This is a genomic window from Peptostreptococcaceae bacterium, assembly GCA_016649995.1.
Classification (GTDB): Bacteria; Bacillota; Clostridia; order Peptostreptococcales; family BM714; genus BM714.
Map to the genome: position 1 here is coordinate 1 of JAENWJ010000018.1, position 23,438 is coordinate 23,438.

At 38.5% G+C, this 23,438-nt stretch carries 26 protein-coding genes; 2 read left to right on the forward strand and 24 right to left on the reverse strand.

Annotation, left to right across the window (positions count from 1 at the left end; all coding sequences use genetic code 11):
* Positions 1–148 precede the first annotated feature (148 nt).
* Together JJE29_04820 and JJE29_04825 are read left to right on the forward strand one after the other, a co-directional pair.
* On the forward strand, positions 149–1,837 hold the full coding sequence (locus JJE29_04820) for a transposase (GenBank protein MBK5251938.1): 1,689 nt from the start codon (positions 149–151) through the stop codon (positions 1,835–1,837).
* Between the two features lie 2 nt (positions 1,838–1,839).
* Positions 1,840–2,070 carry a hypothetical protein gene (locus tag JJE29_04825; protein MBK5251939.1) on the forward strand — a complete coding sequence of 77 codons (231 nt, stop codon included), beginning with the start codon at positions 1,840–1,842 and terminating at the stop codon, positions 2,068–2,070.
* A gap of 499 nt (positions 2,071–2,569) precedes the next feature.
* Here the strand turns inward: JJE29_04825 and JJE29_04830 are convergent, their stop codons facing one another.
* The 24 genes from JJE29_04830 to nusB form a co-directional block, all read right to left on the reverse strand.
* A complete protein-coding gene (locus tag JJE29_04830) occupies positions 2,570–3,433 on the reverse strand; it encodes a MurR/RpiR family transcriptional regulator (GenBank protein MBK5251940.1) in 864 nt (287 codons plus the stop codon).
* A gap of 4 nt (positions 3,434–3,437) precedes the next feature.
* Positions 3,438–3,974, reverse strand: coding sequence for a 2-oxoacid:acceptor oxidoreductase family protein (locus tag JJE29_04835; GenBank protein ID MBK5251941.1), 537 nt, complete (start codon positions 3,972–3,974; stop codon positions 3,438–3,440).
* A complete protein-coding gene (locus JJE29_04840; GenBank protein ID MBK5251942.1) occupies positions 3,971–4,798 on the reverse strand; it encodes a 2-oxoacid:ferredoxin oxidoreductase subunit beta in 828 nt (275 codons plus the stop codon). The genes JJE29_04835 and JJE29_04840 overlap by 4 nt, the downstream gene beginning before the upstream one ends.
* 2 nt (positions 4,799–4,800) lie before the next feature.
* A complete protein-coding gene (locus JJE29_04845; protein MBK5251943.1) occupies positions 4,801–5,937 on the reverse strand; it encodes a 2-oxoacid:acceptor oxidoreductase subunit alpha in 1,137 nt (378 codons plus the stop codon).
* Positions 5,927–6,142, reverse strand: a complete 216-nt coding sequence (locus JJE29_04850) for a 4Fe-4S binding protein (protein ID MBK5251944.1) — start codon at positions 6,140–6,142, stop codon at positions 5,927–5,929. The genes JJE29_04845 and JJE29_04850 overlap by 11 nt, the downstream gene beginning before the upstream one ends.
* 179 nt (positions 6,143–6,321) lie before the next feature.
* Positions 6,322–7,071 (reverse strand): 5'/3'-nucleotidase SurE, encoded by a 750-nt coding sequence (surE, locus tag JJE29_04855; protein ID MBK5251945.1) that lies wholly within the window; start codon positions 7,069–7,071, stop codon positions 6,322–6,324.
* Between the two features lie 4 nt (positions 7,072–7,075).
* Complete coding sequence (locus JJE29_04860; protein MBK5251946.1) at positions 7,076–7,795, reverse strand: rRNA pseudouridine synthase; 720 nt, start codon at positions 7,793–7,795, stop codon at positions 7,076–7,078.
* A 3-nt stretch (positions 7,796–7,798) separates the two neighbouring features.
* Positions 7,799–8,341 carry an SMC-Scp complex subunit ScpB gene (gene scpB / locus JJE29_04865; GenBank protein MBK5251947.1) on the reverse strand — a complete coding sequence of 181 codons (543 nt, stop codon included), beginning with the start codon at positions 8,339–8,341 and terminating at the stop codon, positions 7,799–7,801.
* On the reverse strand, positions 8,334–9,095 hold the full coding sequence (locus JJE29_04870; GenBank protein MBK5251948.1) for a segregation/condensation protein A: 762 nt from the start codon (positions 9,093–9,095) through the stop codon (positions 8,334–8,336). The genes scpB and JJE29_04870 overlap by 8 nt, the downstream gene beginning before the upstream one ends.
* Before the next feature lie 3 nt (positions 9,096–9,098).
* Complete coding sequence (locus tag JJE29_04875) at positions 9,099–10,352, reverse strand: CCA tRNA nucleotidyltransferase (GenBank protein MBK5251949.1); 1,254 nt, start codon at positions 10,350–10,352, stop codon at positions 9,099–9,101.
* A gap of 12 nt (positions 10,353–10,364) precedes the next feature.
* A complete protein-coding gene (locus tag JJE29_04880; protein MBK5251950.1) occupies positions 10,365–11,693 on the reverse strand; it encodes a pyrimidine-nucleoside phosphorylase in 1,329 nt (442 codons plus the stop codon).
* A gap of 20 nt (positions 11,694–11,713) precedes the next feature.
* Positions 11,714–12,601: a tyrosine recombinase gene (locus tag JJE29_04885; protein ID MBK5251951.1), complete on the reverse strand. Its 888-nt coding sequence runs from the start codon at positions 12,599–12,601 to the stop codon at positions 11,714–11,716.
* Between the two features lie 141 nt (positions 12,602–12,742).
* A complete protein-coding gene (locus JJE29_04890) occupies positions 12,743–13,285 on the reverse strand; it encodes an NUDIX hydrolase (GenBank protein MBK5251952.1) in 543 nt (180 codons plus the stop codon).
* Between the two features lies 1 nt (position 13,286).
* Complete coding sequence (recN, locus tag JJE29_04895; GenBank protein MBK5251953.1) at positions 13,287–15,017, reverse strand: DNA repair protein RecN; 1,731 nt, start codon at positions 15,015–15,017, stop codon at positions 13,287–13,289.
* A 16-nt stretch (positions 15,018–15,033) separates the two neighbouring features.
* Positions 15,034–15,483 (reverse strand): arginine repressor, encoded by a 450-nt coding sequence (locus JJE29_04900; GenBank protein ID MBK5251954.1) that lies wholly within the window; start codon positions 15,481–15,483, stop codon positions 15,034–15,036.
* Complete coding sequence (locus JJE29_04905) at positions 15,480–16,298, reverse strand: TlyA family RNA methyltransferase (protein MBK5251955.1); 819 nt, start codon at positions 16,296–16,298, stop codon at positions 15,480–15,482. Before JJE29_04905 ends, JJE29_04900 begins: the two co-directional genes overlap by 4 nt.
* Before the next feature lie 4 nt (positions 16,299–16,302).
* Positions 16,303–18,147, reverse strand: a complete 1,845-nt coding sequence (locus JJE29_04910; protein MBK5251956.1) for a 1-deoxy-D-xylulose-5-phosphate synthase — start codon at positions 18,145–18,147, stop codon at positions 16,303–16,305.
* A 14-nt stretch (positions 18,148–18,161) separates the two neighbouring features.
* Positions 18,162–18,719, reverse strand: a complete 558-nt coding sequence (locus JJE29_04915) for a hypothetical protein (protein MBK5251957.1) — start codon at positions 18,717–18,719, stop codon at positions 18,162–18,164.
* A gap of 586 nt (positions 18,720–19,305) precedes the next feature.
* Entirely contained in the window at positions 19,306–19,740 is a 435-nt protein-coding gene (locus tag JJE29_04920) for a divergent PAP2 family protein (protein MBK5251958.1), read from the reverse strand.
* 32 nt (positions 19,741–19,772) lie between these two features.
* A complete protein-coding gene (locus JJE29_04925; GenBank protein MBK5251959.1) occupies positions 19,773–20,657 on the reverse strand; it encodes a polyprenyl synthetase family protein in 885 nt (294 codons plus the stop codon).
* The gene (gene xseB, locus JJE29_04930; protein MBK5251960.1) at positions 20,647–20,892 is read right to left on the reverse strand and encodes an exodeoxyribonuclease VII small subunit; all 246 of its coding nucleotides are present in this window, start codon (positions 20,890–20,892) and stop codon (positions 20,647–20,649) included. The genes JJE29_04925 and xseB overlap by 11 nt, the downstream gene beginning before the upstream one ends.
* Before the next feature lies 1 nt (position 20,893).
* On the reverse strand, positions 20,894–22,108 hold the full coding sequence (locus JJE29_04935) for an exodeoxyribonuclease VII large subunit (GenBank protein MBK5251961.1): 1,215 nt from the start codon (positions 22,106–22,108) through the stop codon (positions 20,894–20,896).
* Position 22,109: 1 nt separating this feature from the next.
* Entirely contained in the window at positions 22,110–23,036 is a 927-nt protein-coding gene (locus JJE29_04940) for a peptidase M22 (protein ID MBK5251962.1), read from the reverse strand.
* On the reverse strand, positions 23,023–23,394 hold the full coding sequence (nusB, locus tag JJE29_04945; protein ID MBK5251963.1) for a transcription antitermination factor NusB: 372 nt from the start codon (positions 23,392–23,394) through the stop codon (positions 23,023–23,025). The genes JJE29_04940 and nusB overlap by 14 nt, the downstream gene beginning before the upstream one ends.
* Positions 23,395–23,438 lie beyond the last annotated feature (44 nt).

Here is a 23,438-nt window from a genome sequence, read left to right on the forward strand (position 1 = left end):
ATGTGAACTTCCTTAAAAATTCAGTCTCGAAAAAATACGAATAAGATAATTTGATGGAAGCCTTGAAAATAGGGCTTTTTCTTGTTTTTGAGTTGGAAACATGGTATACTTAAAGTGTAGGAATTCAGTCTCGAAAAGGAGCCCCGAAATGTATTTAGATTATCTTGTAAAATTACCAGAGAACACAGGTAAAATAACAACAAATAAGAAGAAAGATACCACATATATTGAGTATGCATATGAGCGAAAGTATGATCCAACAAAAAAATATACTGTCTCAAAACGTACTACTATCGGTAAGTTATCTAAAGATGATTTAACACTGATGATACCGAACGAGAATTTTTTAAAGTACTTTCCAGAGATAGAACTTCCAGAAACAAAAGATCGATCACACAGGAGTTCTTGTCTTAGAATTGGGTCTCATATAATCATCAAGAAAATTATGAATGATTATAAAATTCCAGAGATGTTAAGTGACTACTTTAATGATAAAGAGTTAGGACTTCTGTTAGATATGATAAGTTACTCAATAATAGCAGAAAGTAATGCAAATCAGTACTATCCAGATTATGCTTACAACCATCCTTTATTTACAAATGATATGAGAATTTATAGCGATTCAAAAATTTCAGATTTTCTAAATTCAATTACAGAAGATCAAAGCTTAGGCTTTCTAAATAGCTGGAATGAAAGACGAAACCATCGGGAAAAATTGTATTTCTCTTATGATTCCACAAATAAGAATTGTCAGGCTGGAGACATTGAAATTGTTGAGTATGGTAAGGCAAAAATAGATGCAGGAACCCCTATATTTAATTATGCAATTGCCTATGATAATAAAAATAGTGAACCACTTTTTTATGAAAAATATCCAGGTAGTATTACAGATGTAGCCCAATTAAAGCACATGGTTGATAAAGCCAAAGGTTATGGTTATAAAAACATTGGATTTATCTTAGATCGTGGGTATTTTAGTAAGTCAAACTTTGAGTATCTGGACTCATGTGGTTATAGTTTTATCGTTATGATGAAAGGCATGAAATCATTAGTAAAAGAGCTGATTATAGAGCATAAAGGGACATTTGAAAACAAGCGAGTCAATAATATTTTTGATTATGGCGTCTATGGTAAAAGTGTAAAAAGAACATTATATGCATCCGATGAAAAAGAACGTTACTTTCATGTATATCATAGTATTTTTAAGGAGAGCTATGAACGAAGATATATAGAACTAAAAATACATGAGTTAAACGAGTACTTAAACAAGTATAAAAACACAGAGAAAGAGTTTAATTCAACGGTTGACCACTATTTCGAATTGTTTTATGATGATAAAAAATTTATGTTTGCTCGAGAAAAAGCAAGTGTTATAGAAGAAGAAATCTCACTTTGTGGTTATTTTGTAATCATCACTTCACAGAAGATGACGGCAACAGCCGCCATTGACTTTTATAAAGGGCGTGATGCATCCGAAAAGTTGTTTAGAGGTGATAAAGCTTACTTAGGTAATAAGTCGCTAAGAGTACATTCTGATGTAAGGGCAGCGTCAAAGATATTCATAGAATTCGTTGCCTTGATTGTACGAAATAAGATATATACTTGTCTTAGAGAAGAAAAGAAAAAGCTATCAAAAAAGCCGAACTTTATGACAGTGCCAGCAGCATTAAAAGAATTAGAAAAAATTGAAATGATACGACAACTTGATCAAGTTTATCGTTTAGATCATGCAGTCACTTCTAATCAAAAGAAAATATTAAATGCATTTGAGATGACAGAAAACTATATAAAACATAAATCAATAGAAATTAGTAATCAACTAAAAGGATGTGAGTAAATATGGCAAGAACAGCCGGGATAGAAACCTTAGAAAAGAAGATTGAAAAAGCACAAGATGATGTTGTTAAAACAAAGGAAAAATATGATACAGCAGTAACAAAGTTAAGTGATTTAATGGATAAAAAAGATGCTCTAAAAAAAGAACAACTTGTTAATGCCATTATGAAAAGTGATAAGACTTATGATGAAGTACTACAATTCTTGGATCAATCCAAAGATACAAGAAAATAGAGCAAAAAAACAATCCTTCATGGTAAATCATGAAGGATTTGCTATTCGAGTCGGAAAATTTCAGGAAGTTAACAATACTATTTGCAATATTTCTTTGGGGTATACTTCTTATTATTTTCTTTCCTTAATTGCAATAGCAAATGCACCACTTACCGTATAGATTGAAAATCAAGCAGCAGCAAGGATCTCCTCTTCGAAGACCTGTAAAGGGGTGCGATACCCAAGAATTTTACGAGGCAGGTTATTGCACCAGTTTTGGATCCTAGCGATATCTTCAGATGTCAAATCTGCAAACGAGGTACCTTTGGGGAGAAACCTTCTTATTAGGCTGTGGAAACAGGCATCTTTTGAACGATATATGAAAAAACAGGCCCATAAAAAAAAGTAGCTTAACAATTCAAATCTAGCACCAGATTCTGGTGCTAATGTTTGCGATTTATTGGGACATTTTCAAAAGTGGTTGACAGAAAACAACTACCCCTAGGGGTAGTTGTTTAGTTTATGATTTGCTGTATATATTAAATTCATCCCAAACTGCTTCCAATTTACGAAAAGTTTCGGTCAAGAGCTCTTTTTCCTGAAGACTGATGGATACAATCAGTAAATTAATCAGGCTCATTGGAGCAACCAATGAATCTACAAAAGATGTTACATTGTTTTTTGCGAAAAGAGTCATTTCCGATATTGATGCAAGTGGCGAAAATTTGCTATCCGTGATGGAAATGATTTTGCAGCCTTGCCGCCTCAGCAACCTTACTGATTCATAAGTCCTTCTTGAATATCGCGGAAAGCTTAATGCAATAACTACATCCTCACTGCTAATGTTAATCAGTTGCTCATATACATCGTTGTACTGGGCCTTGATTACATGAACATCCTTTAAAATAAAGTTTAGGTAAAATCCCAAATACTCTGCAAGCACTGCCGAACTTCTTAACCCAAGGATATATACCCTTTTTGCGCATAGGATTTCGCTTGTAACCTTTTCAAGCATATCTTTGTCTAATTCATTCATTGTTTCCCGTATATTTTGAATGTCGGAATCCATGACATTCAAAATGGTTTGTGTGTCGCTAGTGTACTTGTTTGTCAATTCAAATCGCTGAACCGTTGTCAGTTTTGTCTTTATCAGTTCCTGCAAAGCCTTTTGCAGCTCGGGATAACCGCTGAAATCCAACGCATCTGCAAATCTTACAATGGTTGATTCGCTAATTCCAACAGTTTCGCCAAGTTTTGACGCAGTCATAAAAGCTGCTTTGTCATAGTTTTCAATAATATAGTCCGCAATCAATTTTTGGCTTTTGCTGAAGTTCTCATACCTTCTGTTTATTATTTTAAAGATATCTTTTTTCTCTTCTCTCATAATATCACTCTTTTACAAGATTGAACCCTTCCGCAAGCGCTTTTCGATTCAAATCTTTAAATTTTGCGGGAACCCTTTTCAATACAGCCTCTTCAAGAAAATCTTGATTTACGATTCCCGTTACTTTCTGAATCGCTCCGAGGGCTACTATGTTTGAAACTATGGATTTTCCGACTTTTTCGGATGCCGTTTTAATTATTGGTATACTTATTACCCTACCTACTTTTAAGCTTTTGTCTATATCTATGGCAGAATCCACAATTACAATGGCTGATTCCTTTGTGGCTCCCTTGTATTTGTCATAGGCAATTTGCGTAAGAGAAAGTAAAATATCCGCATCTTTGACCTTTGGAAAGTCGATGTCTTCTTTGCTTATGATGACTTCGGATTTGCTTGCTCCGCCTCTTGCCTCAGGTCCGTATGACTGAGATTGTATTGCGTTGTCTCCCTGAAGCAATGCTGCTTCTGCCAATATTATACCAGCAAGTATAAGGCCTTGTCCACCAGATCCAGTCAGCCTAATTTCCATTTGCGACATCATGCGTCATCCTCCTCTCTAAGTCGTTCGATCAATCTGTCATACTGCTGCGTATATTCCGGAGCTTCTGTGTTTTTTAATTCGCCTATCGTAAATTTTCCAACCATTTCATCTGATGACATAGTTGATGCCTTCGATACGGGCACGGCTGAATCTCTAATCCACTTTATCATATCCACGGCATCGCCTAACTTGTTCCGTCTTCCAAAGCTAGTGGGGCAAATAGAAATGGCTTCAACTAGCGAAAAACCTTTTTTGCGAAGCGCTTTTTCAATATAGTTTGTCATTTGCGGTACATGATAGATAGTCGAGCGCGCGGTGTATGTAGCTCCTGCAGCACCGGCTAGTTCGGCTATGTCGAAGCATCTGTCTATATTCCCATAGGGGGCCGTGGAACCAAAGTAATTGGTAGGCGTTGTTGGAGAATATTGTCCTCCGGTCATACCGTAAATATTGTTGTTGAAAACAATTGTAGTAATATCTATGTTTCGTCTTGCCGCATGTATAAGATGATTTCCTCCTATAGCTGAAGAATCACCATCACCGGATACCACAACAACATGTAGATCCGGATTCGCAAGCTTTATTCCAGTAGCAAAAGCCAGGGCTCTACCATGAGTTGTGTGAAGTGTGTTAAAATCCATATATCCGGGCGCTCTCGATGAGCAACCTATTCCGGAAACAACGCATACATTGTCTTTTTCCCATCCGAGTCTATCAATAGCGTCAACAATCGATCGCATTATAATTCCGTGTCCGCACCCGGGACACCACATATGTGGAAATTTGTCAGTACGCATGTATTTTTCGATCAATGCACTTGCCATGATTAAAGGACCTCCTTTGCTTTTGCTGCTATTTCGTCGGGCATAAGGACTTCCCCATTGGCTTTTCCTATAAATCCAAGCTTACAGCTGTCCTTTACTATTCTTTCAACTTCAAGAACATACTGTCCAAGATTTAATTCGGCGACGATTATTGCTTTTGCCTGTTCGCTTAATTCCTTTATTCTTTTTTCAGGGGAAGGCCAGATGGTTTTAGGTCTAAACATACCCGCTTTTATGCCTTCCTTGCGAAGAGTTTTTACAGCACTCTTGACAGATCTTGCTGTCCCTCCGTATCCCAAAATAACGATTTCCGCATCTTCTGTCATGTATTCCTCAAAATCCAGTATGTCGTCTTCATTCATTTTGATTTTGTTCATGAGCCGATCAAGAAGTTTTTCGGCGTTTTCGCTGCTGTTGCTTGGAAAACCTGTTTCATCATGCATAAGACCCGTGACATGGAATCTGTATCCGGTTCCAAATGATGCAATTTCAGGAACGTAGGCTCCATCGGCAACGGAATATGGAAGATAGTTTGACTGGCGCGGAGCGGGTTCATTTCGGTTTATTACCTCAAGTTCTCCAGCTTCCGGAACCACTATTTTTTCTCTCATATGGCCTACAATTTCGTCCGCTAGCAATATAACCGGTGTTCTGTATTTTTCGGCCAGATTGAAAGCTCTAACAGTAAGCTCGAACATTTCCCTTACGGAAGACGGACAAAGCGCTATAACCGGATGATCGCCGTGGGTTCCCCACTTAGCCTGCATAACATCCCCTTGTGCGGGAGATGTCGGAAGACCCGTACTTGGACCACCCCTTTGTATGTTTACTATTACCAATGGCACTTCTGTAATGGCTGCATATCCAATATTCTCCTGCTTCAACGAAAAACCCGGTCCGCTTGTTCCCGTCATTGCCTTGAATCCAGTCAGCGATGCTCCTATGGCGGCGGCAATTCCTGCTATTTCATCTTCCATTTGGAGGAATTTCCCTCCCAAAAGAGGCAATTTCACAGCTGATATTTCCATAAGTTCAGTTGAAGGAGTTATTGGATATCCTGAGTAAAAACGCATACCGGCATACAATGCGCCTTCAACGCAGGCTTCATTCCCTTGCATAAGCTTGAAGTTACTTTTCATTAGTATCTTCTCCTTCCAAATAAATGGCAAAGTCCGGACATCGCTGTTCGCAAAGTCCACATTTTATACATTCATCGTTGACAATTTCTATTTTGCCATTTTGCACTTCCAGTACATTTTTGGGGCAAAATGCCGCACATATGCCACAACCCTTACACCATTCTTTCTTGATTATTAGTTTCAAGTTCGATTTATCGTTTTTCAAGTCGGCTGGCTCCTTTCAAATCATCTATATTACAAATATAGCAAACATATCGGCATTATGCAATAAAAATTTCATAAATGTGATTATATCGCAAAATATGAATAAAATCTTGCAATTGTATACAAATAATATTGGATAACACCTTACGTGTATACGTGTAAGCCGTTATCCAATATTATTTAACTAAGCAATATATTCAATTCTGCAATACTTTCATAGTCTGTCATGTCAATATTTATGGGCGTCAATGAGACGAATCCATTTTCAATTGCTCTTACATCCGTTGAATGATTGTTGATTTCGCTATCTTCAATGTCTCCTGCAAGCCAATAGTATGTATTGCCTCTGGGATCGGTACGTTTCTTATAGATGTTCACATATTTTAGTCTCCCCAGTTCTGTTACTTTTACTCCCTTAAAAACTTCCGAATCCGGGAAATTTACATTAAAAAGGCCTTTCCTTTGGGTTCTTATCAGCGGCATCAATATGGCTTTATTGAAAAACTCATACAATGGATCAAAATCTTTGTTAAAACTTTCAGGCGCGGAAATCGCTATTGCCGGAATCCCGTTAAACCACCCCTCCATTGCGGCGGACAGGGTTCCCGAATAAAAGATATCCGTGCCAAGGTTTAAACCTCTATTCATCCCCGAAATTATCCAATCCGGCTTTGTTTCCATAATAATTTCCAATGCCATTTTTATGCAATCGACCGGTGTTCCATTTATCGAATAACATGGGAATGCTTCTTTTAAAAAAATTTTCTTTATTCTTATAGGATCATGCATCGTTATAGCGTGACTGACAGCGCTCATTTCGTTTTTAGGTGCGACAACTGTTACGCAGTGCCCTTTGCCTGATAAAAATCTTGCTAATTTAATTATTGATTCCGCATGGATTCCGTCGTCGTTTGTAATAAGAAATTTCATTGCATCACCTCTTTTTCCCTTTTTCCGTATCGAATAGACTCCTGAGGTATTTTACTTCTTCTTCATTCAATCGCCGCCATGCTCCTTCTTTAAGCGATCCAATCATTATGTTCCCGATTGAAACCCTTTGAAGCGAAAGAACTCTTCGCTTGAACGTTTCAAACATTCTTCTTATTTGCCTGTTTTTGCCTTCGTATAAGACTATTTCATAGCTTAGATGCCCCTTCTTCGAAATATCACACTTTGCTGTCACATATCCCCCGATATCGACTCCGTTTCTAAAACGATTAATTTCTTCAGAAGAAAGCTCCCGGTCTATGTTGACAATGTATGTTTTTGAAATGTGGTGCGCAGGGTGAGTCAAGAAATTTGTCAGTTCACCGTCATTGGTCATTAAGACAAGTCCTTTTGAATCATAATCCAGTCTGCCAACCGGATATACACGTTCGTTTATACTAATAAAATCAGTCACTATAGTCCTATTGAAATTATCGGACAATGTTGTAACGACACCTTCCGGTTTGTTTAGGAGCAAGTAAACAGCTTCTTTTTCTATTCGCAGAATTTTACCATTTATTGAAACAGAATCCTTGTCAGGATCAACTCTTATGCCCATCTCAACCACTTTGATTCCGTTTACCTTAACAAGGCCTTCACTTATGAGTGCTTCCGCTTTTCTACGTGAAGCGTATCCTGCTTTTGAGATATATTTTTGAAGGCGCATTTCTTACTCCTTTAAGCTCATGAACAAATCTGCATTTTGAAAAGAATTTATGTCAGGCAAATCTTCAAGTGAAGCAAATCCAAAAGCTTTTAAAAAGCTATCAGTTGTACCATAAAGAAGCGGGCGTCCAATTTTATCCAAACGGCCGGTTATTTTCAAAAAACTTTTTTCCAAGAGAGTGTTGACTACTCCGGAAGACTGCACACCTCTAATTAGTTCTATTTCGCCTTTTGTTATAGGCTGCTTGTATGCTACTATCGACAAAACCTCCAGCGCTTGTTGTGAAAGTTTTTTAAGGTTAATGTTCTTGCAAAACCTTTCAACATAAAAATAATTGCTATTGTTGGTAGAAAATTGATATCCTTCATTAATTGATACCAATTGTATCCCGCTTTGGTCGGAATATGCAGCTTCCAGCTCTTTTATACAAGCCGAAACCTGGTCTTTGCCTACATCGAGTAGACGGCTGAATTGGTTTATTGTGACCGGTTCCGTCGAAATAAAAAGAACTGATTCCATTATGGATTTTACTTCTTGGTTATTCATATTTAAATTCACCTGCTTCGGATTTTGTTATTTTTATGGTGTCGAAAAGATGCTTCTGTACGACTTTTATTTCTCCCGTCCTAATCAACTCCAACAATGCAAGAAATGTAGTTATTATTTCATCTCGCGAAGTATCTGAATGAAACAATTTTTCGAAGTCCATGGTTTTACATGTTATAAAAATATTCCTTATATGATTTATTTTGTCTTCAACCGTCCACTTATCGGGGTTTATTTCATTGAAATATTTTTTGCGGTTATGGTCTATGGAATCCAATTTTGTTAACAAATCAGCCAGCGCGTTAATAAGTGCATTTTCGTCAAATTCAAACTCTATATCCTGATTAAGTTTTGTCGTGATGTTCATTACTTCGCGGGGTGTATCTTTTCTATAAAGAACCTTCGAGTAGTCTTGCTCTCTTTTGTCGAACATTATAGACATTTTTTTGAATTTGCTGTATTCAATAAGCTTTTGAACCAATTCGTCCCTTGGGTCTTCTTTTTCATCCATATTTTTTTCGTTTGAGTCCGGTAAAAGCATTTTTGACTTTATTTCAAGAAGCGTTGCTGCAAGCAGAATGAATTCGCTTAGATTGTCCAAATCTATGATTTCCATTCGATTCATATACTCGATGTATTGGGATGTTATTTCTGAAATAGGCAAATCGTGTAAATTAATTTCATTTTTTTCTATCAAATGGAATAGCAAATCAAATGGGCCCGAAAATTGTCCTACTTCAATCGTATAATCCATGATCTAAACATTCCTTCCAAGTTTCATTTCTATGAATTCAATTTCTGCTTCGAGACTGTCTTCAATGCTTCCCTGAATCTTTTTTTCAAGAATTTCCCCAAGAATTATGCTTATCTGTTTTCCCTGCTCGACACCCATTGAAAGCAAGTCTTTCCCTGTTAAATGAGTTTTCATATGTTTTAGCGTTGAAAAATAATGCTTAACTTGAATATATGCTTTATATCCAGGCACACCGGAAAATGCAATTGCTGCAATTGATTCATCCTGTATGGGCGATGCTGCGGCATACAGCTCACTATCTGAGGAAGTTAAAAGAATCCTCTTTTTCCATTCACCACTCTTGTTTAAGTGATTCTCGAGAAACCGCTTATAACCTTTAGGCATATTGTATTGAAAAAAAACAGGACTGCCAAGCAACATAATTTTTAAGAGAATATTATCTAAAGAATTGTAGCCCTTCATAGCGGTAAAAGATGGGTCTTTTTCAAAACGCTCTAGTGCTCTCGTATCAAAATGAAAACCTTTGAAAATGCCGTATATTTCAAATGCTTCAAAGTATAAATGAGAATAATCTTCCGAAAGGCATTTTACCAATTCATCAAATATTCGATCGCCGCTTACATTTGCAATAAGATTATCAGTAACCGCATCTTCCAAAAGGGCTTTAGTATGGCCTTCAATTGTTAGTCCAAGCCTTTTCATATATCTAATCAATCTGAATATGCGAATCGGATCGTCAATAAAACTATCCTTGTGAAGTACCCTGATTTCTTTTTTGCCCAAATCTTCGATTCCATTCAAATAGTCCAATACCTCGCCGAAACTGTCACCATTCAAGGACATCGCAATGGTGTTTATAGAAAAATCTCGTCTTGAAACATCAAAAAAAAGAGAATCCACCCATTCAATTTCAGGGAGACTCCCCGGATATGCATACTGCTCGGTTCTTGTGTGGTTAATATCAATGCAAAAACTTTTCCTCTGATCTTCTATAATAAGCTTTGCCGTATTATATATTCGTTCCCCTCTTATATGATCTGTCAGCCCTTCATTTCTTAGTTTTTCAGCATATTCCAAAGGGTATCCCAAAGTAATCAATATATCCAAATCGCTTATTTTTTCTTCACTAATAATCAAATCGCGAACAACCCCGCCGATAAGATATATGCGGCCGTCTAAACCTTCATAGGATTTTGAAAGTTTTTTGAGTATAGAAAACAAAAGCTTACGACTTTCCAGCTTTTTTAAAAGATTCATATCATGCCACCTTTAATAATACTCGGTAAAATCTTCACTTACTCTTGCATGTATCAGTTTTACAGATGAAACCGGTTTTTTCGAATCAATTGTAAAAGAGTCTAAAACCTTTAATTCGACTGTAGAATCGTATTCCAATGAAAGCGGAAGATGCATAACGGCAAGCTGCTGCCCCTCGTTCACAAAATCTCCGGTCTTGACTTTTAGAAGAATACCTGCTGCATAATCCAATTTGCTTTCTTTTGTTTCGCGTCCCGCACCTAGCCGCATTGCAGAAATCCCCAAATCCAGAGCGTTTATCTTAGTGACATAGCCGGTTTTAAGCGCATCTATGCTTATGGTTTTTGAAGACTTGGGCAATTTTGACGGATTTCTCAAGAAATCTATGTCTCCACCCTGTGCGGATACGAAATCGAAAAATTTTGCAAGCGCTTTTCCCGAATAAAGGTTCTCCTCAGCTTTTTCTCTTGCCGAAGCAAGATTGATTTTAAGCCCAAGCGAAATCATTTCCGAAGCAAGACATATGCAAAGTTCCCTAAGATCGGACGGTCCGTTTCCTTTTAACACTTGAAGCGCTTCTTTTACTTCGAGCGAGTTGCCGATAGCATATCCTAGCGGCTGCTGCATATCTGTAACAAGAGCAATTACCTTACGGCCCATTCCATTTCCTATTTTCACCATCGTTTCAGCAAGATTGACTGCTTCTTCAATAGTTTTCATAAATGCTCCCTGTCCAAATTTAACATCAAGTACAATTGCATCGCTTCCAGCTGCAAGTTTTTTGCTCATTATGCTGCTGGCTATCAATGAAAGGTTCTCGACGGTAGCGGTTACATCCCTCAATGCATATAATTTCTTGTCTGCAGGAGCAAGGTTCCCTGTTTGTCCGATAAGGGCCAATTTATGATACTTGACCTGCCGGATGAAATCATCGACAGAAAGTTCAACCTTGAATCCGGGTATAGACTCAAGCTTGTCAATTGTTCCTCCGGTATGTCCAAGACCTCTGCCGGACATTTTTGCTACAGGTATTCCGCAAGAGGCTACAAGGGGAGCAACAATCATTGAGGTTGTGTCGCCCACACCGCCGGTGCTGTGTTTATCTACTTTGACACCGTTTATTTCCGACAAATCAACCGTTTCGCCTGAATTAAGCATTTCTCTTGTCAAAGAAATAGTTTCCCTTTCATTGAGACCTTTAAAATAGATGGCCATCAACAAAGCGGAAACCTGATAATCGGGTATTTCATCAAATGTATATCCCTGTATAAAAAAACGAATTTCTTTATCGTTCAATTCAATTCCATCTCTCTTTTTCGTTATAATGTTTTGGAAATTCATTTAAAACCCTCCTCTTTTCATTAAGCTCTTGGATGAGTTTTGTCATAGACATCCTTTATTTTATCATCTTTTAGCTGAAGGTAGATTTGCGTTGTGGATATGTCTGAATGACCCAACATCTTTTGTACAGACTTCAAATCGGCTCCATTATTAAGCAAATGAGCCGCAAAGGAATGTCTGAGCGTCTGAGGAGTTATGTCTTTATTAATATTTGCCAGTTTTTTGTATTTTTTTACTATTTTCCAAAAGCCTTGCCTTGTAAGACGATTTCCTGTGTAGTTTATGAAAAGAGCTCCCTCATCATTTGAAATCATAGGGTTTCTAAGTTCATATATATAATTAAGCAAAGAGATCTTTGCCAGCGTGCCAATCGGAATGATTCTGCTTTTTCTTGTATTTTGTCCGCTACAGTGAATATATCCCAAATTTAGGTTCACATTGCATATGTCAAGTGCTATGATTTCCGAAACACGCATTCCTGTAGCATACAACAATTCGAGCATAGCCTTGTCTCGAACCGACATACGGCTTTTATTCAAGGATGGCTGCTCAAGAAGATTGTCAATCTCTTCGATAGACAATATGAAAGGTATATTTCTATCTTTCTTTGGTATGTTGACCTTATAGACCGGATTGCTTGTCAAAAGACCTTCATACATAAGAAATGAGTAGAATGATTTCAATGAAGATAAATACCTTGAAACCGTTGAGGCCGATTTGTTTTTTGCATTTAAATTTTCAACATAGCCAACCACATCTTTTCTTGTTACATTCACAAAATCCTTGCGAATATCCGATTTGCAAAAAGAAAGAAATTTAAAAACATCCGAAACATATGAATGTATGGAGTTGTCGGATAGTTCTTTAGAATATAAATAGTTTTCAAAACCGTTAATGACTTTTTCCATATTAAGACCTCAATGAATTGATTTATTTTATTTAGCGATACGTTACTTATTCAACAATTTATTTAAAATTCCTTTAAAAAACTAATCCTTTTCAATCAACAAACTGTTTTCTTGAACATTTCTAGGTAATTATGGGAAACATCAATCCAATTGCGGATTTTTCATAAGATAAAGCAACCCAACTATTGTCTTGGCATCAATAATTTCACCCTCTGAAACCATACGAAAAGCATCTTCAAAAGGTATTTCTACTACTTCAATATATTCGTCTTCATCAGGACTTGCACCAACAAAAGAAATTCTATCAGCAATAAAAAGATGTATCATTTCATTTGAGAAGCCAGGCGAGCTGTAAAAGTTTAAAACAAATTTCAAATTTTGTGGTTCATAGCCGGTTTCTTCAATCAATTCCCTTTTTGCACATTCCAGTGGATTTTCTATCGCTTCCAGCTTTCCCGCCGGAAGCTCATAGAGAGATTTTTCGACAGCTTTTCGATATTGCTTTACCAATATGATTTTACCATCATGAACAGCTATAACCGCCACGCCTCCGCAATGCTCAATAATTTCGCGTTTAGAGTACTTTTGATTTGGCAATTCTACGGTATCAATCCGCAGATTTATTATTTTCCCCTGATAAAGCTTGTCGGATTTTATTGTTTTTTCTACATTCATACACTTCACCTCACCTATCCCCCTTGTTCTCATCACAGGATGCTAAAACTTTTTCTTCTTCAATGGAAGAAATTAATTTTTTAGCGTGGTCTGTCGAAATTTCAGAGTCATTATTGCCATCGAGCAACCGCGATATTTCGTTTACTTTTTCAGTTCTTTCCAAAGCTTTTACGTGTGTAGTGGTGGAATTTATAGATGCTGATTTTTCTATAAGCACATGGTAATCGCCCATAACTGCAATTTGCGGAAGATGAGTTATACATATTACCTGTGTACTCATCGAGGTTTTGTACAATTTTTCCGCAACCTTTTTAGCTGTCTTTCCGCTTACTCCAGTGTCAATCTCGTCAAAAATGATTGTATCGATGGTATCCATTGTTGACATAATCACCTTTATTGCAAGCATAATCCGCGAAATCTCCCCACCAGAAGCGATTTTAGAAAGACTTTTGGCTTTTTGTCCCGGATTTGTGGATATTAGGAAATCGACATCTTCATACCCCGCTGCCGATATGCGGGTTTTATCTGTATTAAGAGAAATATCGAATTCGGCTTTTTCAAGATTCAATTCCTTGAGTTCAGATAACACCTTTCCGCTCAAAGGTTTTGAAGCCAAATGCCTTTTGATGCTTATTTCCGAAGCAAGTCGGTTGTATTCTTCTAATTTGATTTTATAAAGATTTTCATGGACTTCAATCTGTTCGTCCGAATGTATATGTTCATTCAATCTTTTTTCTATGTTGTCTCTGTAAAGCAAAATTTCATCTATAGTATTGCCATATTTCATTTTCATGCTATTGATAGCATCGATTCTTGCTTCTACATACTCAAGTCGATTACTGTCATAAGAAAAATTATCCGAAAAATGTCTCAGATTAGTGGTTATATCCTCAAGCAAGTAGTGTGCTTCATGCATCTTGGAATAAATTTCACCTAATTCTTCTGAAAAAGATTGCATATTGGAAATTGAAGATATTGCCTTGTCCATAAGATCCGTAGCATTGGCTTCGTCATCAAAATCGGGAGATATAAACCTAAGCGCCTCTATACAATTTCTGAGTATGGCTTCTCCATTTTTTATGAAATCATATTCTCTCGATAAATCGTTGTCCTCGCCTATTAATAAGTCAATTTCGTTAATTTCTTTCAATTGATAGCGATAGAAGTCAATTTCACGTTCGTTTTTTTGAGAAGTTTCCCTATGCTTTTTTATTAAACGCTCCAATGATTGGATTTCGCTGCAAATAGATGAAAGCATACGGATCTTTGCATTGTGATCAGTTGAAATTGAACGGTCCAATAATCCAAGATAGTTTTCCTTCTTAAGCAATGACTGGTGCTCATGCTGTCCATGAATATCAATCAATCTTCCGGAAATCTTTCGAATTGCCTCAAGGCTTGTAATATTGCCATTCAGCCTGCTTACAGTCCTTCCGTTTTCTAGTATCTCGCGCTTGAATACTATTACGGGTTCATCTTCAAAACTCAAATCATATTGGTTTTGAATATTCCTAATTGTTTCTTCATCCGACAAATGAAATGCAATTTCAATTTCAGCTTTTGTTGATCCCGGACGCAATAGGGCTTTCCCTGCCTTTCCACCAATAGCAATGTCTATTGCTTTTATTAGTATGGATTTTCCTGCACCTGTTTCGCCGGTAATCACATTCAAACCTTTTTTGAACCCTATTCGCAATTCATCGATAAGGATAAAATTCTTTATATGCAATTCGATAAGCATGTAACCACCCACTCATTTATGTCATCATTTTTCTAAATGATTCTATCACTTCTAAAAGATTCGAGTTTTCTCTTACCAGAAGGAAAATGGTATCGTCTCCTGCAATCGAACCTACAATATCCGTAGAATTGATTGCATCAATGGCCGAAGCCGCAGCATTGGCAGCTCCAGTAATAGTTTTAAGTACAATGATATTTCCCGAATGTTCTATTGAAACAACGGATTCCTTAAAAAGGTTTATCAATCGGTCTGAAAGCATATGCTCCTGCTGTTGCATTGAAGCATATTTATATCTCTTATTTTTTGTAAGAACCTTTATTAGCCTTAATTCCTTTATATCTCTAGATACTGTTGCCTGTGTTATATTGAAACCGCTTTCTTTAAGCCATTCGGCCAAATCCTCCTGGGTTTCAATTTCATGCTCTTTGATTATTTCAAGAATTTTAATATGTCTTGAGTACTTCATGAATTTGCCTCCTCAAAATTTATGGTTTGCAACAATTCAGCTGCTAATAAAGCGTAATCGCATTTTTCAGCTTCTTCTTCTCCGGACTTGGTGCAATGAATCAGAAACTCTATATTGCCCTTAGCTCCTTTTATGGGAGAATAAGTTATGCCCTTGAAAAACAAAGGGTATCTTTCAATATGGCGCAGCATATCGATAATAACCTCACTATGTACTGCCCCGTCGCGTATAACGCCGTTCCTTCCCACTTTTTCACGGCCTGCTTCAAATTGCGGTTTCAACAGAAAAACAATCTCGCCGTCTTCTTTGAGCATTTCATATGCAACAGGCAACACAAGTCTCAGAGATATGAAAGAAACATCTATTGAAATGAAATCAATTTCAGAGTCTATCTCTTCATGTTTTAAATATCGTATGTTTGTGCGTTCCATGACGGATACCCGCGAATCCTGTCTGAGTTTGTAATCCAGCTGACCGTATCCTACATCTACCGCGTAAACCTTTCTGACTCCGTTTTGCAACATGCAATCAGTAAATCCACCCGTCGAAGCACCAATGTCCATGGCTGTTTTTCCTTCCAAATTCAAATTAAAGAAGTTTATGGCTTTTTCAAGCTTCAATCCGCCTCTTCCAACATATTTGATCCGTTTTCCCCTCACTTCAATCTTTGAACCCTCAATATCAATCTTTGTTCCGGCTTTATAGGCCTTTTGTCCATTTATATAGACCATTCCCGCCATTATTGCTCTTTTGGCCTTTTCTCTTGAATCAAAAAACCCCTCTTCAACTAAAAGAATATCCATCCTGATTTTCATATCATCACACCTTCAAAAAACATTCGATTTCATTGGCAAGAGATTCAATATCCAAAGAAATGCTCCGAATGAGGTCGTTTGTTTCGCCATGTGTTATAAATTTATCCGGATATCCTTTGTTCAATAGTTTAATAGAGTCCATGTTTTTCATTATGGAATCTATTTGAACTCCCATACCGGAATTAACGGCTCCATTTTCCAGGGTAACTATATGGCTATAGCCAGCGGTAGCCAATAACAGAGACTTTTCATCTATCGGTTTTATTTGACGCAAATTCAAAATACCGCAACTTAAACCTCTTTTTTCAAGTATTAGTGCGCATGAAATAGCCGAATTCACAGCCGACCCTTCAGCTATAATAATGCAATCGCAACCCTTTCGTATAATCTCAGGCTCCGAAATTCTTGTTTTATCAGAGTTGATTTCGCAGCTCTTACCGCGCGGATAACGTATTGCAACAGGTCCATCCAACTCAAGCGTATAAGAAAGCATTCTCTTCAATTCGTATCCATCCTTTGGGGACAGTATCGTAATATTTGGAATAGGCAACAGAAAAGACAAGTCAAATGCGCCATGATGTGTTTCTCCATCCCCTCCTACAAGGCCTGCCCTGTCTATACAAAATGTCACCGGAAGATTCTGAAGGCAAACATCATGAATTATTTGATCATATGCCCTTTGAAGGAAGGAAGAATACATTGCGACAAATGGTCGTTTCCCGCTTGAAGCAAGACCCGCAGCAAAGGTTACTGCGTGCTGTTCTGCTATTCCAACATCAAAAAAGCGGTCAGGGTGTTTCTTTTCGAAAATGGAAAGACCAGTGCCATCCGGCATCGCTGCTGTAATGGCCACTATTGATTTATTCTTATCTGCCAATTCTGTAAGGGTTGAAGAAAAAACCTTTGAATAAGAAGAACCATTGGATTCTTTCTTTGATATTCCGGTATTTATGTTGAATGGACCTATCCCGTGAAATTTCTCGGGATGATTTTCAGCAAATCCATATCCCTTGCCTTTCTTTGTAACCACATGCAAAAGCACCGGCTTTTCAAAATTCTTTACACGCTTTAAAACATCTATAAGATCCTCGAGATTGTGACCGTCAATCGGTCCGATGTATTTCAACCCCATTTCTTCAAAAATGATGCCCGGCACAAGCATATACCTGATAATGTCCTTTGTCTTGTCAAGCGTTTGAGTAATGGCTTCTCCCACCAAAGGAATTTTATTGATTGTGTTTTTTATTCCGGCCTTTGTTCTCGTATATCGCGGAGCAGTTCTTATCTTGTTTAAATGCCTTGACAAAGCCCCGGTATTTTTTGAAATTGCCATGTTGTTGTCATTTAGGATAACGATCATTTTCTTTTGCTCATGGCCTATATGATTCAACGCTTCGTAGGCCATTCCTGCAGTCAGAGACCCGTCTCCTATTATGGCTATGATTTGATTATCGCCGCCGCTTAAATCCCTTGATGCGGCAAAACCCATTGCGGCTGAAAGCGAAGTACTGCTGTGACCCGTTTCAAAGGGGTCATGCTCACTTTCTAGTCTCTTTGGAAAACCGCTCATTCCTCCGAACTTTCTGAGGCTTTTGAACCCATCCCTGCGTCCCGTGAGCAATTTATGCACATAGGACTGATGTCCAACATCCCAGATGATTTTGTCACGCGGACTGTCGAATACATAGTGAAGAGCCATTGTAATCTCCACAATTCCCAGATTTGAAGCCAAATGTCCTCCGGTTTCGGAAATGGATTCGAGAAGAAATTTACGTATCTCGAGAGACAGCTGCTTTAATTGATTAATATCAAGTTTTTTCATATCTTTGGGACTATCTATCTTATCCAATAGTTTCATATATATCACTTTCTATTAAATGTTATTTTGTTGTTGAAAAAGTGGATTATGCGACCAACCTTCAATACAATTTCCTTTGATTGATAGATTGCCATTTCCTTTCCAAATGCCTTGCCTCCAACGGTCAATGAAGCGGTAAGAGAAATTAGCGTGACACCTAGAATTGATGCATTGAAAAACGTGGTTATAGAACCTATTCTCAAAATTAATACCGTTATTGTCGATCCGCTTACTATTCCGGCTATGTCTCCCACAACATCATTGCAAAAATTTGAAACCGGTCCGGCGTGGTTTATAAGTTCCAATGCTTCGCGAGCGCCATTAATTTTTCTCGACGCCATTGAATTGAAAGGTTTTCTGTCCGCCGTTGCGACTGCAATTCCAATTATATCAAATATAATTCCTATGAAAACGATGATTAGCAGCAAAAGGAATCCAAAAACAATACCTATGTTGTCAAGCAGGGTTTTTGAAACAGAGTTAAGCAAAAATGAAAAAACAAAGGTTATTATAGTAACATGTATTATCCATCTGTATTTGTAACGGTTGAGGCTTTTTTTCATTTGTATTTTTTCCTTTTAAATTAAATTATTGTGGCAACGCATAGAGTAAACTTTACGGCTTAGGTCCAGTAGGGTTTCCCGTTAGGATGCTGAATCGTCGCCGAATCAGCGGTTTCCCTTTAAATCCTTACCCATGATGTCACCACGCATGAAACTGGATCGCCATTAAGACCGCACTTTAATCCCCGATGCATTTCCCTTTACGGGAACAGCCTAGGAGTTTTCCTCAACAACCAAATCATTCTTTAGCCTCTTTTGCAAAAAGGGTTTCGGCCGGCAGGACGAAGAGAGCCTGGATCCACGGCATTACTCCGTTGAGCCCGACATCTACCGTTTCCACTCAAGGCAGGCTACTCTGCAGTTGTTATTTCGTGCAGGTTTATATCGGATTGCATCCGATTCTCCATGAAGAGAGGGTAGAGCCCACATGCCATTGCGGATTGCCCCCTACTTCTTATTCCCGACAAATGCCCCCAACTGGGCGTCAGAAGCAATTATTAGGAACTTCATCGATGTGCCCTTCGACGGATTTTTAGCCCCGCCTTCAAAAATGAAAAAATTGACTAGGATACTGCGCCACATTATTTTATATTAACAGATTGGCTATTGCTATGCCTAAAATAGCGCCTGCAAATACTTCAATCGGTGTATGTCCCACCAATTCCTTTAGCTGTCGTTCTTCGATTTGTTTGTTTTGCTGTTTGTCTTTGATCATTTGATTCAAAATCATGGCCTGTTTTCCAACGGCCCTTCTGACCCCGGCTGCATCATACATTATTATTAGCGAAAATATTAATACTACGGCATATTCGAGTGAATCCCAACCTGTCTTTAAACCTATGGCAGTAGATAGACCCATTACCATAGCCGAGTGGGAGCTCGGCATTCCGCCGGAACCCACAAAACGATACAAATCAAGTTTTCTTTCTTTTACAAGCGTGAGAATCACCTTTAAAGCCTGGGCGATGAACCATGCCCAAAAAGAAGAATTGAAATATGGATTGCTAAATAGCTCTCTCATATATGACAAGATATCATCCCCTTTCTGCGTCGCTAAGCGTTTCTTGACAATAAATAGCCGGCAAGCTCTTTAAGAAAATGTATGTCGCCATCTATTTTTTCCAATTCAGAAATTGCATAGTCTGTATGGCTTTGCAAAGATGCCTTTGCGGCGTCGATGCCGACGATGCTTGGATATGTATTTTTCCCGCTTGCCAAATCGCTGCCTATTGGTTTGCCAAACAAGATTTCATCGCCTTCAATATCCAAAAGGTCGTCCTTTATTTGGAACGCCATTCCCAAATTAAATCCAAAACGCCCAAAAATTTCCATCTCTTCTTTCGTTCCTCCTGCGATTGTTGCGCCCATTTCGAGAGCGGCCTGAATCAATCTTGAGGTTTTGTTTATGTGTATATATTCAAGTATATCCTTTTCAATTGAAAGACCCTCCGTCAAAACATCAACGCTCTGCCCCCCGACCATTCCCCTAGAACCTGCAGCTTTGGCGAGTATTCTCGAGGCTTTCAAACCCTCTTTATCTTCTATGGATTCAAGCATTGTTTCATAGGCCAGATTAAGCAGTGCGTCTCCGGCCAATATTGCCAGTGCCTCTCCGAACACCTTGTGGTTCGTAGGCTTTCCTCTACGCAAATCGTCATCGTCCATAGCCGGCAAATCGTCATGAATAAGCGAGTATGTGTGTATAAGCTCCAAAGCGCAGGCAAACGGCATTGCTTTCGATTGAATTCCGCCTAGTACCCTGTTAGCCTCAAGAAGCAGCATTGGACGAAGGCGCTTGCCTCCGGCCTTAAGGCTGTAATCCATTGAATCAACCAAGGCTTGTTGATACTCATTTGTAGATTGATTCAAGGAATCTATATGACCAAGCGCTTTTTCAATCTTCTTTTTATAACAATCCATGTTTTGCTCAAATGTCATCGCTCAAATTCCCTTCTTCAAAATCAGCAAAGGTCTCTTTTTCAGCCGATTCAACCAGTATTTGCACCTTTGTTCGGGCCGCGCTTAAAGCATCGTTGCAATTCTTGTAGGATTCAATGCCTTTCTCGTAGACCTTTAGGGCCTCCTCGAGAGACAACTCGTTGTGGTCCAGTTTTTCCAATGAATCCTTTAGCCCGGACATGTGGTCTTCAAAAGACAACTTTTTTTTGGTCATATTATCGCATCTCCTTCTTGAGAGAGGTAATCCTGCTCTTTATTTTACCATTTTTAACAACTACAGTAACGCATTCATTCAAATTCACATCTTCTACGCTTGAAACAACCTTCTCAGATTCATTATACACGATTGCATAACCCTTCCGAAGGATTGAATCCGGATTGGCCCTATTTAGAGCTTCCAGTATGCCGCGCGCCTCTTCTTGTCTTTTCGACAAAGCATGTTCCATGGATGTATACATGGCTGCATTAAGATATTGCAAATCTTTTCTTTCGTTTTCAAATCGCCAAGAAAGTTTTTTTGCCAGTCCCTTTGGCGAGCTTGCAAGCAATTCATTTTGCAGGTACTCGAACTTGCGCAAAATGTTTCTTTCCAAGTATGCATATAGCGATTCAATGGATTCAGTGAGCTTTGCGGTGTCAGGAAGACAGAGTTCGGCAGCCGCCGATGGCGTGGGGGCGCGAAAATCCGATGTGAAATCGGAAATTGTAAAATCAGTTTCGTGCCCAACTGCAGAGACTACAGGTATGTCGGAAATGTGAATTGCCTCACACAAAACCTCTTCATTGAAGGCCCATAATTCCTCAATGGATCCTCCGCCTCTAGTAAGTATTATTAAATCATATCCGTTAGATGAGCAATTTGCGAGGCGTATATTTTCAGCCAAATTTTCTGCGGCATGAATGCCTTGAACCAATGATGGATATATGTATAACATTGTTGTTTTATTGCGCCTTTTTGCCACGTTTAAAACATCCCTGAGTGCAGCGCCGCTCGAAGAAGTTACAATTGCAATTTTTTTCGGAAAAAAGGGCAGCTCTTTCTTTTGCTGCTGACTAAAATACCCCTTCTTCCCCAATTTGATTTTAAGTTCTTCAAATTTTCTAAACAAATCTCCCGTGCCTGATGGCTCCATTTCATTTACATAAATCTGATAAACCCCGGATTTTTCATAAAGAGAGATATTGCCCTTTACCGTAACCGCCATTCCGTTTTCCGGAATAAAAGCAAGGCCGTTCATTCTATTGGAAAAAATCACACAGCTTATTTTGCTTTCAGCATCCTTAAGAGTAAAAAAAGCATATCCTGCCGGATTTGCCTTATAGTTTGAAATTTCGCCTTTGACCGAGAGGTGGTTAAGCAAGGGATCAGCCTGAAGCAAGCGTTTCATATAGTGATTAACTTCCGATACACTAAGTGTTTTCATTTTCATTTTACTTGACTCCTGACAATCCTATTCCCATTCGAGCAAGGCCCACCGCATTGTCTGTGCAAAGGCCGGAGGGTCCGAATCGGATTGATTTAAGCTCGCGCGACAATGCTTTTTTTAGAAAGCGGCTAGCAGAAACGCCTCCTGTCATTAGGATGACTCTATTTGCAATATCAAGCTGGGCAAATGCTTCCAAAAGAGTGTTTGCTATGCAGTTGAAGGTTTTAACAATTATTTCAACGGGTTCGACCCCGTCCGCAAAATCCTTTTCAGACATGTTCTCTATTCCGGAAAGGTTGAAATAGCCGTTTTTTACCGATGTGCGGTATGCTGATTTATCCTTGCTTTCACAAACAAGGCCGTCAAGCGCCTTCCCTGCAGGGAAAGCGTAACCCAGCATTACGCCCACTCTGTCAATTAGCTGGCCGGCAGTTATGTCCAGAGAACCTCCGATTATTGTTGATTCAACTCTATTTCCATTTACTGAAATATTCATTATTTCAGCCGTTCCTCCCGAAAGATGGACGGCAACAAAAGGAAGGTCGGCATTTATACCCGATTCCTTCATTACTGAATAAATATGTCCTTCCTGATGTGAACAATAATGAATTGGCAATGCAAGCAAATTTGACACCGCCCTAGCAAAGGCTGTGCCGGCATTAAAAACGGGCATATATGAATCGCAATTATTCCTGGGCTTTTCGCTTACAGAAATGCATGCTACCCCATCTGCATAAGTCGCAACTTTTTCAAAAAGCCCGGGAAGATTCAATACATGCTGATAAAAGGCCTCGGATTGCCGCAAGCCCTTCTGCCCATCCCCAACATTAAGCGGAATTCTTTCATCAACAAGCACTTCACCATGAGCATCAACAATTGCCAATGATGTTGTATAGCAACTCGTATCAATTCCGAGACTATAGGATTTCATCTTGCAGATTCCCCAAAAGACCATTTATGAATTTCGCAGACTTATCATCGCTAAATTTCTTGGCCAACTCCACCGCCTCGTTTATGGAAACCGACAAGGGTATTTCTTCTCGGTATAGAATTTCAGCCAAAGCAATCCTTAAAATCGACCTGTCGATTGCAGGAAGCCTTTCGATTGACCAGTCTTTAAGGTGCCTAGTGATTATTGAATCTATTCTTTCAATATTTGCAAATACATCTTTAAAGAGACCTTCAATGAAATCGTTTCCTGCGTATTGCTCAATTGCATTCGAATCGCTATTTAAATCCCTTTCAAAGAGAATCTTTAACAAAGCTTCCCTCTCCTGCTTTCTATTCATAGTTCCTCCCTGATTTAATGAATAAGAACTAACCAAGGTTAGTT

Coding starts and splice junctions, on each gene's coding strand:
- JJE29_04820 (MBK5251938.1), top strand. CDS start 149: ATGTATTTAGATTATCTTGTAAAATTACCAGAGAACACAGGTAAAATA.
- JJE29_04825 (MBK5251939.1), top strand. CDS start 1,840: ATGGCAAGAACAGCCGGGATAGAAACCTTAGAAAAGAAGATTGAAAAA.
- JJE29_04830 (MBK5251940.1), bottom strand. CDS start 3,433: ATGAGAGAAGAGAAAAAAGATATCTTTAAAATAATAAACAGAAGGTAT.
- JJE29_04835 (MBK5251941.1), bottom strand. CDS start 3,974: ATGATGTCGCAAATGGAAATTAGGCTGACTGGATCTGGTGGACAAGGC.
- JJE29_04840 (MBK5251942.1), bottom strand. CDS start 4,798: ATGGCAAGTGCATTGATCGAAAAATACATGCGTACTGACAAATTTCCA.
- JJE29_04845 (MBK5251943.1), bottom strand. CDS start 5,937: ATGAAAAGTAACTTCAAGCTTATGCAAGGGAATGAAGCCTGCGTTGAA.
- surE (MBK5251945.1), bottom strand. CDS start 7,071: ATGAAATTTCTTATTACAAACGACGACGGAATCCATGCGGAATCAATA.
- JJE29_04860 (MBK5251946.1), bottom strand. CDS start 7,795: ATGCGCCTTCAAAAATATATCTCAAAAGCAGGATACGCTTCACGTAGA.
- scpB (MBK5251947.1), bottom strand. CDS start 8,341: ATGAATAACCAAGAAGTAAAATCCATAATGGAATCAGTTCTTTTTATT.
- JJE29_04870 (MBK5251948.1), bottom strand. CDS start 9,095: ATGGATTATACGATTGAAGTAGGACAATTTTCGGGCCCATTTGATTTG.
- JJE29_04875 (MBK5251949.1), bottom strand. CDS start 10,352: ATGAATCTTTTAAAAAAGCTGGAAAGTCGTAAGCTTTTGTTTTCTATA.
- JJE29_04880 (MBK5251950.1), bottom strand. CDS start 11,693: ATGAATTTCCAAAACATTATAACGAAAAAGAGAGATGGAATTGAATTG.
- JJE29_04885 (MBK5251951.1), bottom strand. CDS start 12,601: ATGGAAAAAGTCATTAACGGTTTTGAAAACTATTTATATTCTAAAGAA.
- recN (MBK5251953.1), bottom strand. CDS start 15,017: ATGCTTATCGAATTGCATATAAAGAATTTTATCCTTATCGATGAATTG.
- JJE29_04900 (MBK5251954.1), bottom strand. CDS start 15,483: ATGAAGTACTCAAGACATATTAAAATTCTTGAAATAATCAAAGAGCAT.
- JJE29_04905 (MBK5251955.1), bottom strand. CDS start 16,298: ATGAAAATCAGGATGGATATTCTTTTAGTTGAAGAGGGGTTTTTTGAT.
- JJE29_04915 (MBK5251957.1), bottom strand. CDS start 18,719: ATGAAAAAAAGCCTCAACCGTTACAAATACAGATGGATAATACATGTT.
- JJE29_04920 (MBK5251958.1), bottom strand. CDS start 19,740: ATGAGAGAGCTATTTAGCAATCCATATTTCAATTCTTCTTTTTGGGCA.
- JJE29_04925 (MBK5251959.1), bottom strand. CDS start 20,657: ATGACATTTGAGCAAAACATGGATTGTTATAAAAAGAAGATTGAAAAA.
- xseB (MBK5251960.1), bottom strand. CDS start 20,892: ATGACCAAAAAAAAGTTGTCTTTTGAAGACCACATGTCCGGGCTAAAG.
- JJE29_04935 (MBK5251961.1), bottom strand. CDS start 22,108: ATGAAAATGAAAACACTTAGTGTATCGGAAGTTAATCACTATATGAAA.
- JJE29_04940 (MBK5251962.1), bottom strand. CDS start 23,036: ATGAAATCCTATAGTCTCGGAATTGATACGAGTTGCTATACAACATCA.
- nusB (MBK5251963.1), bottom strand. CDS start 23,394: ATGAATAGAAAGCAGGAGAGGGAAGCTTTGTTAAAGATTCTCTTTGAA.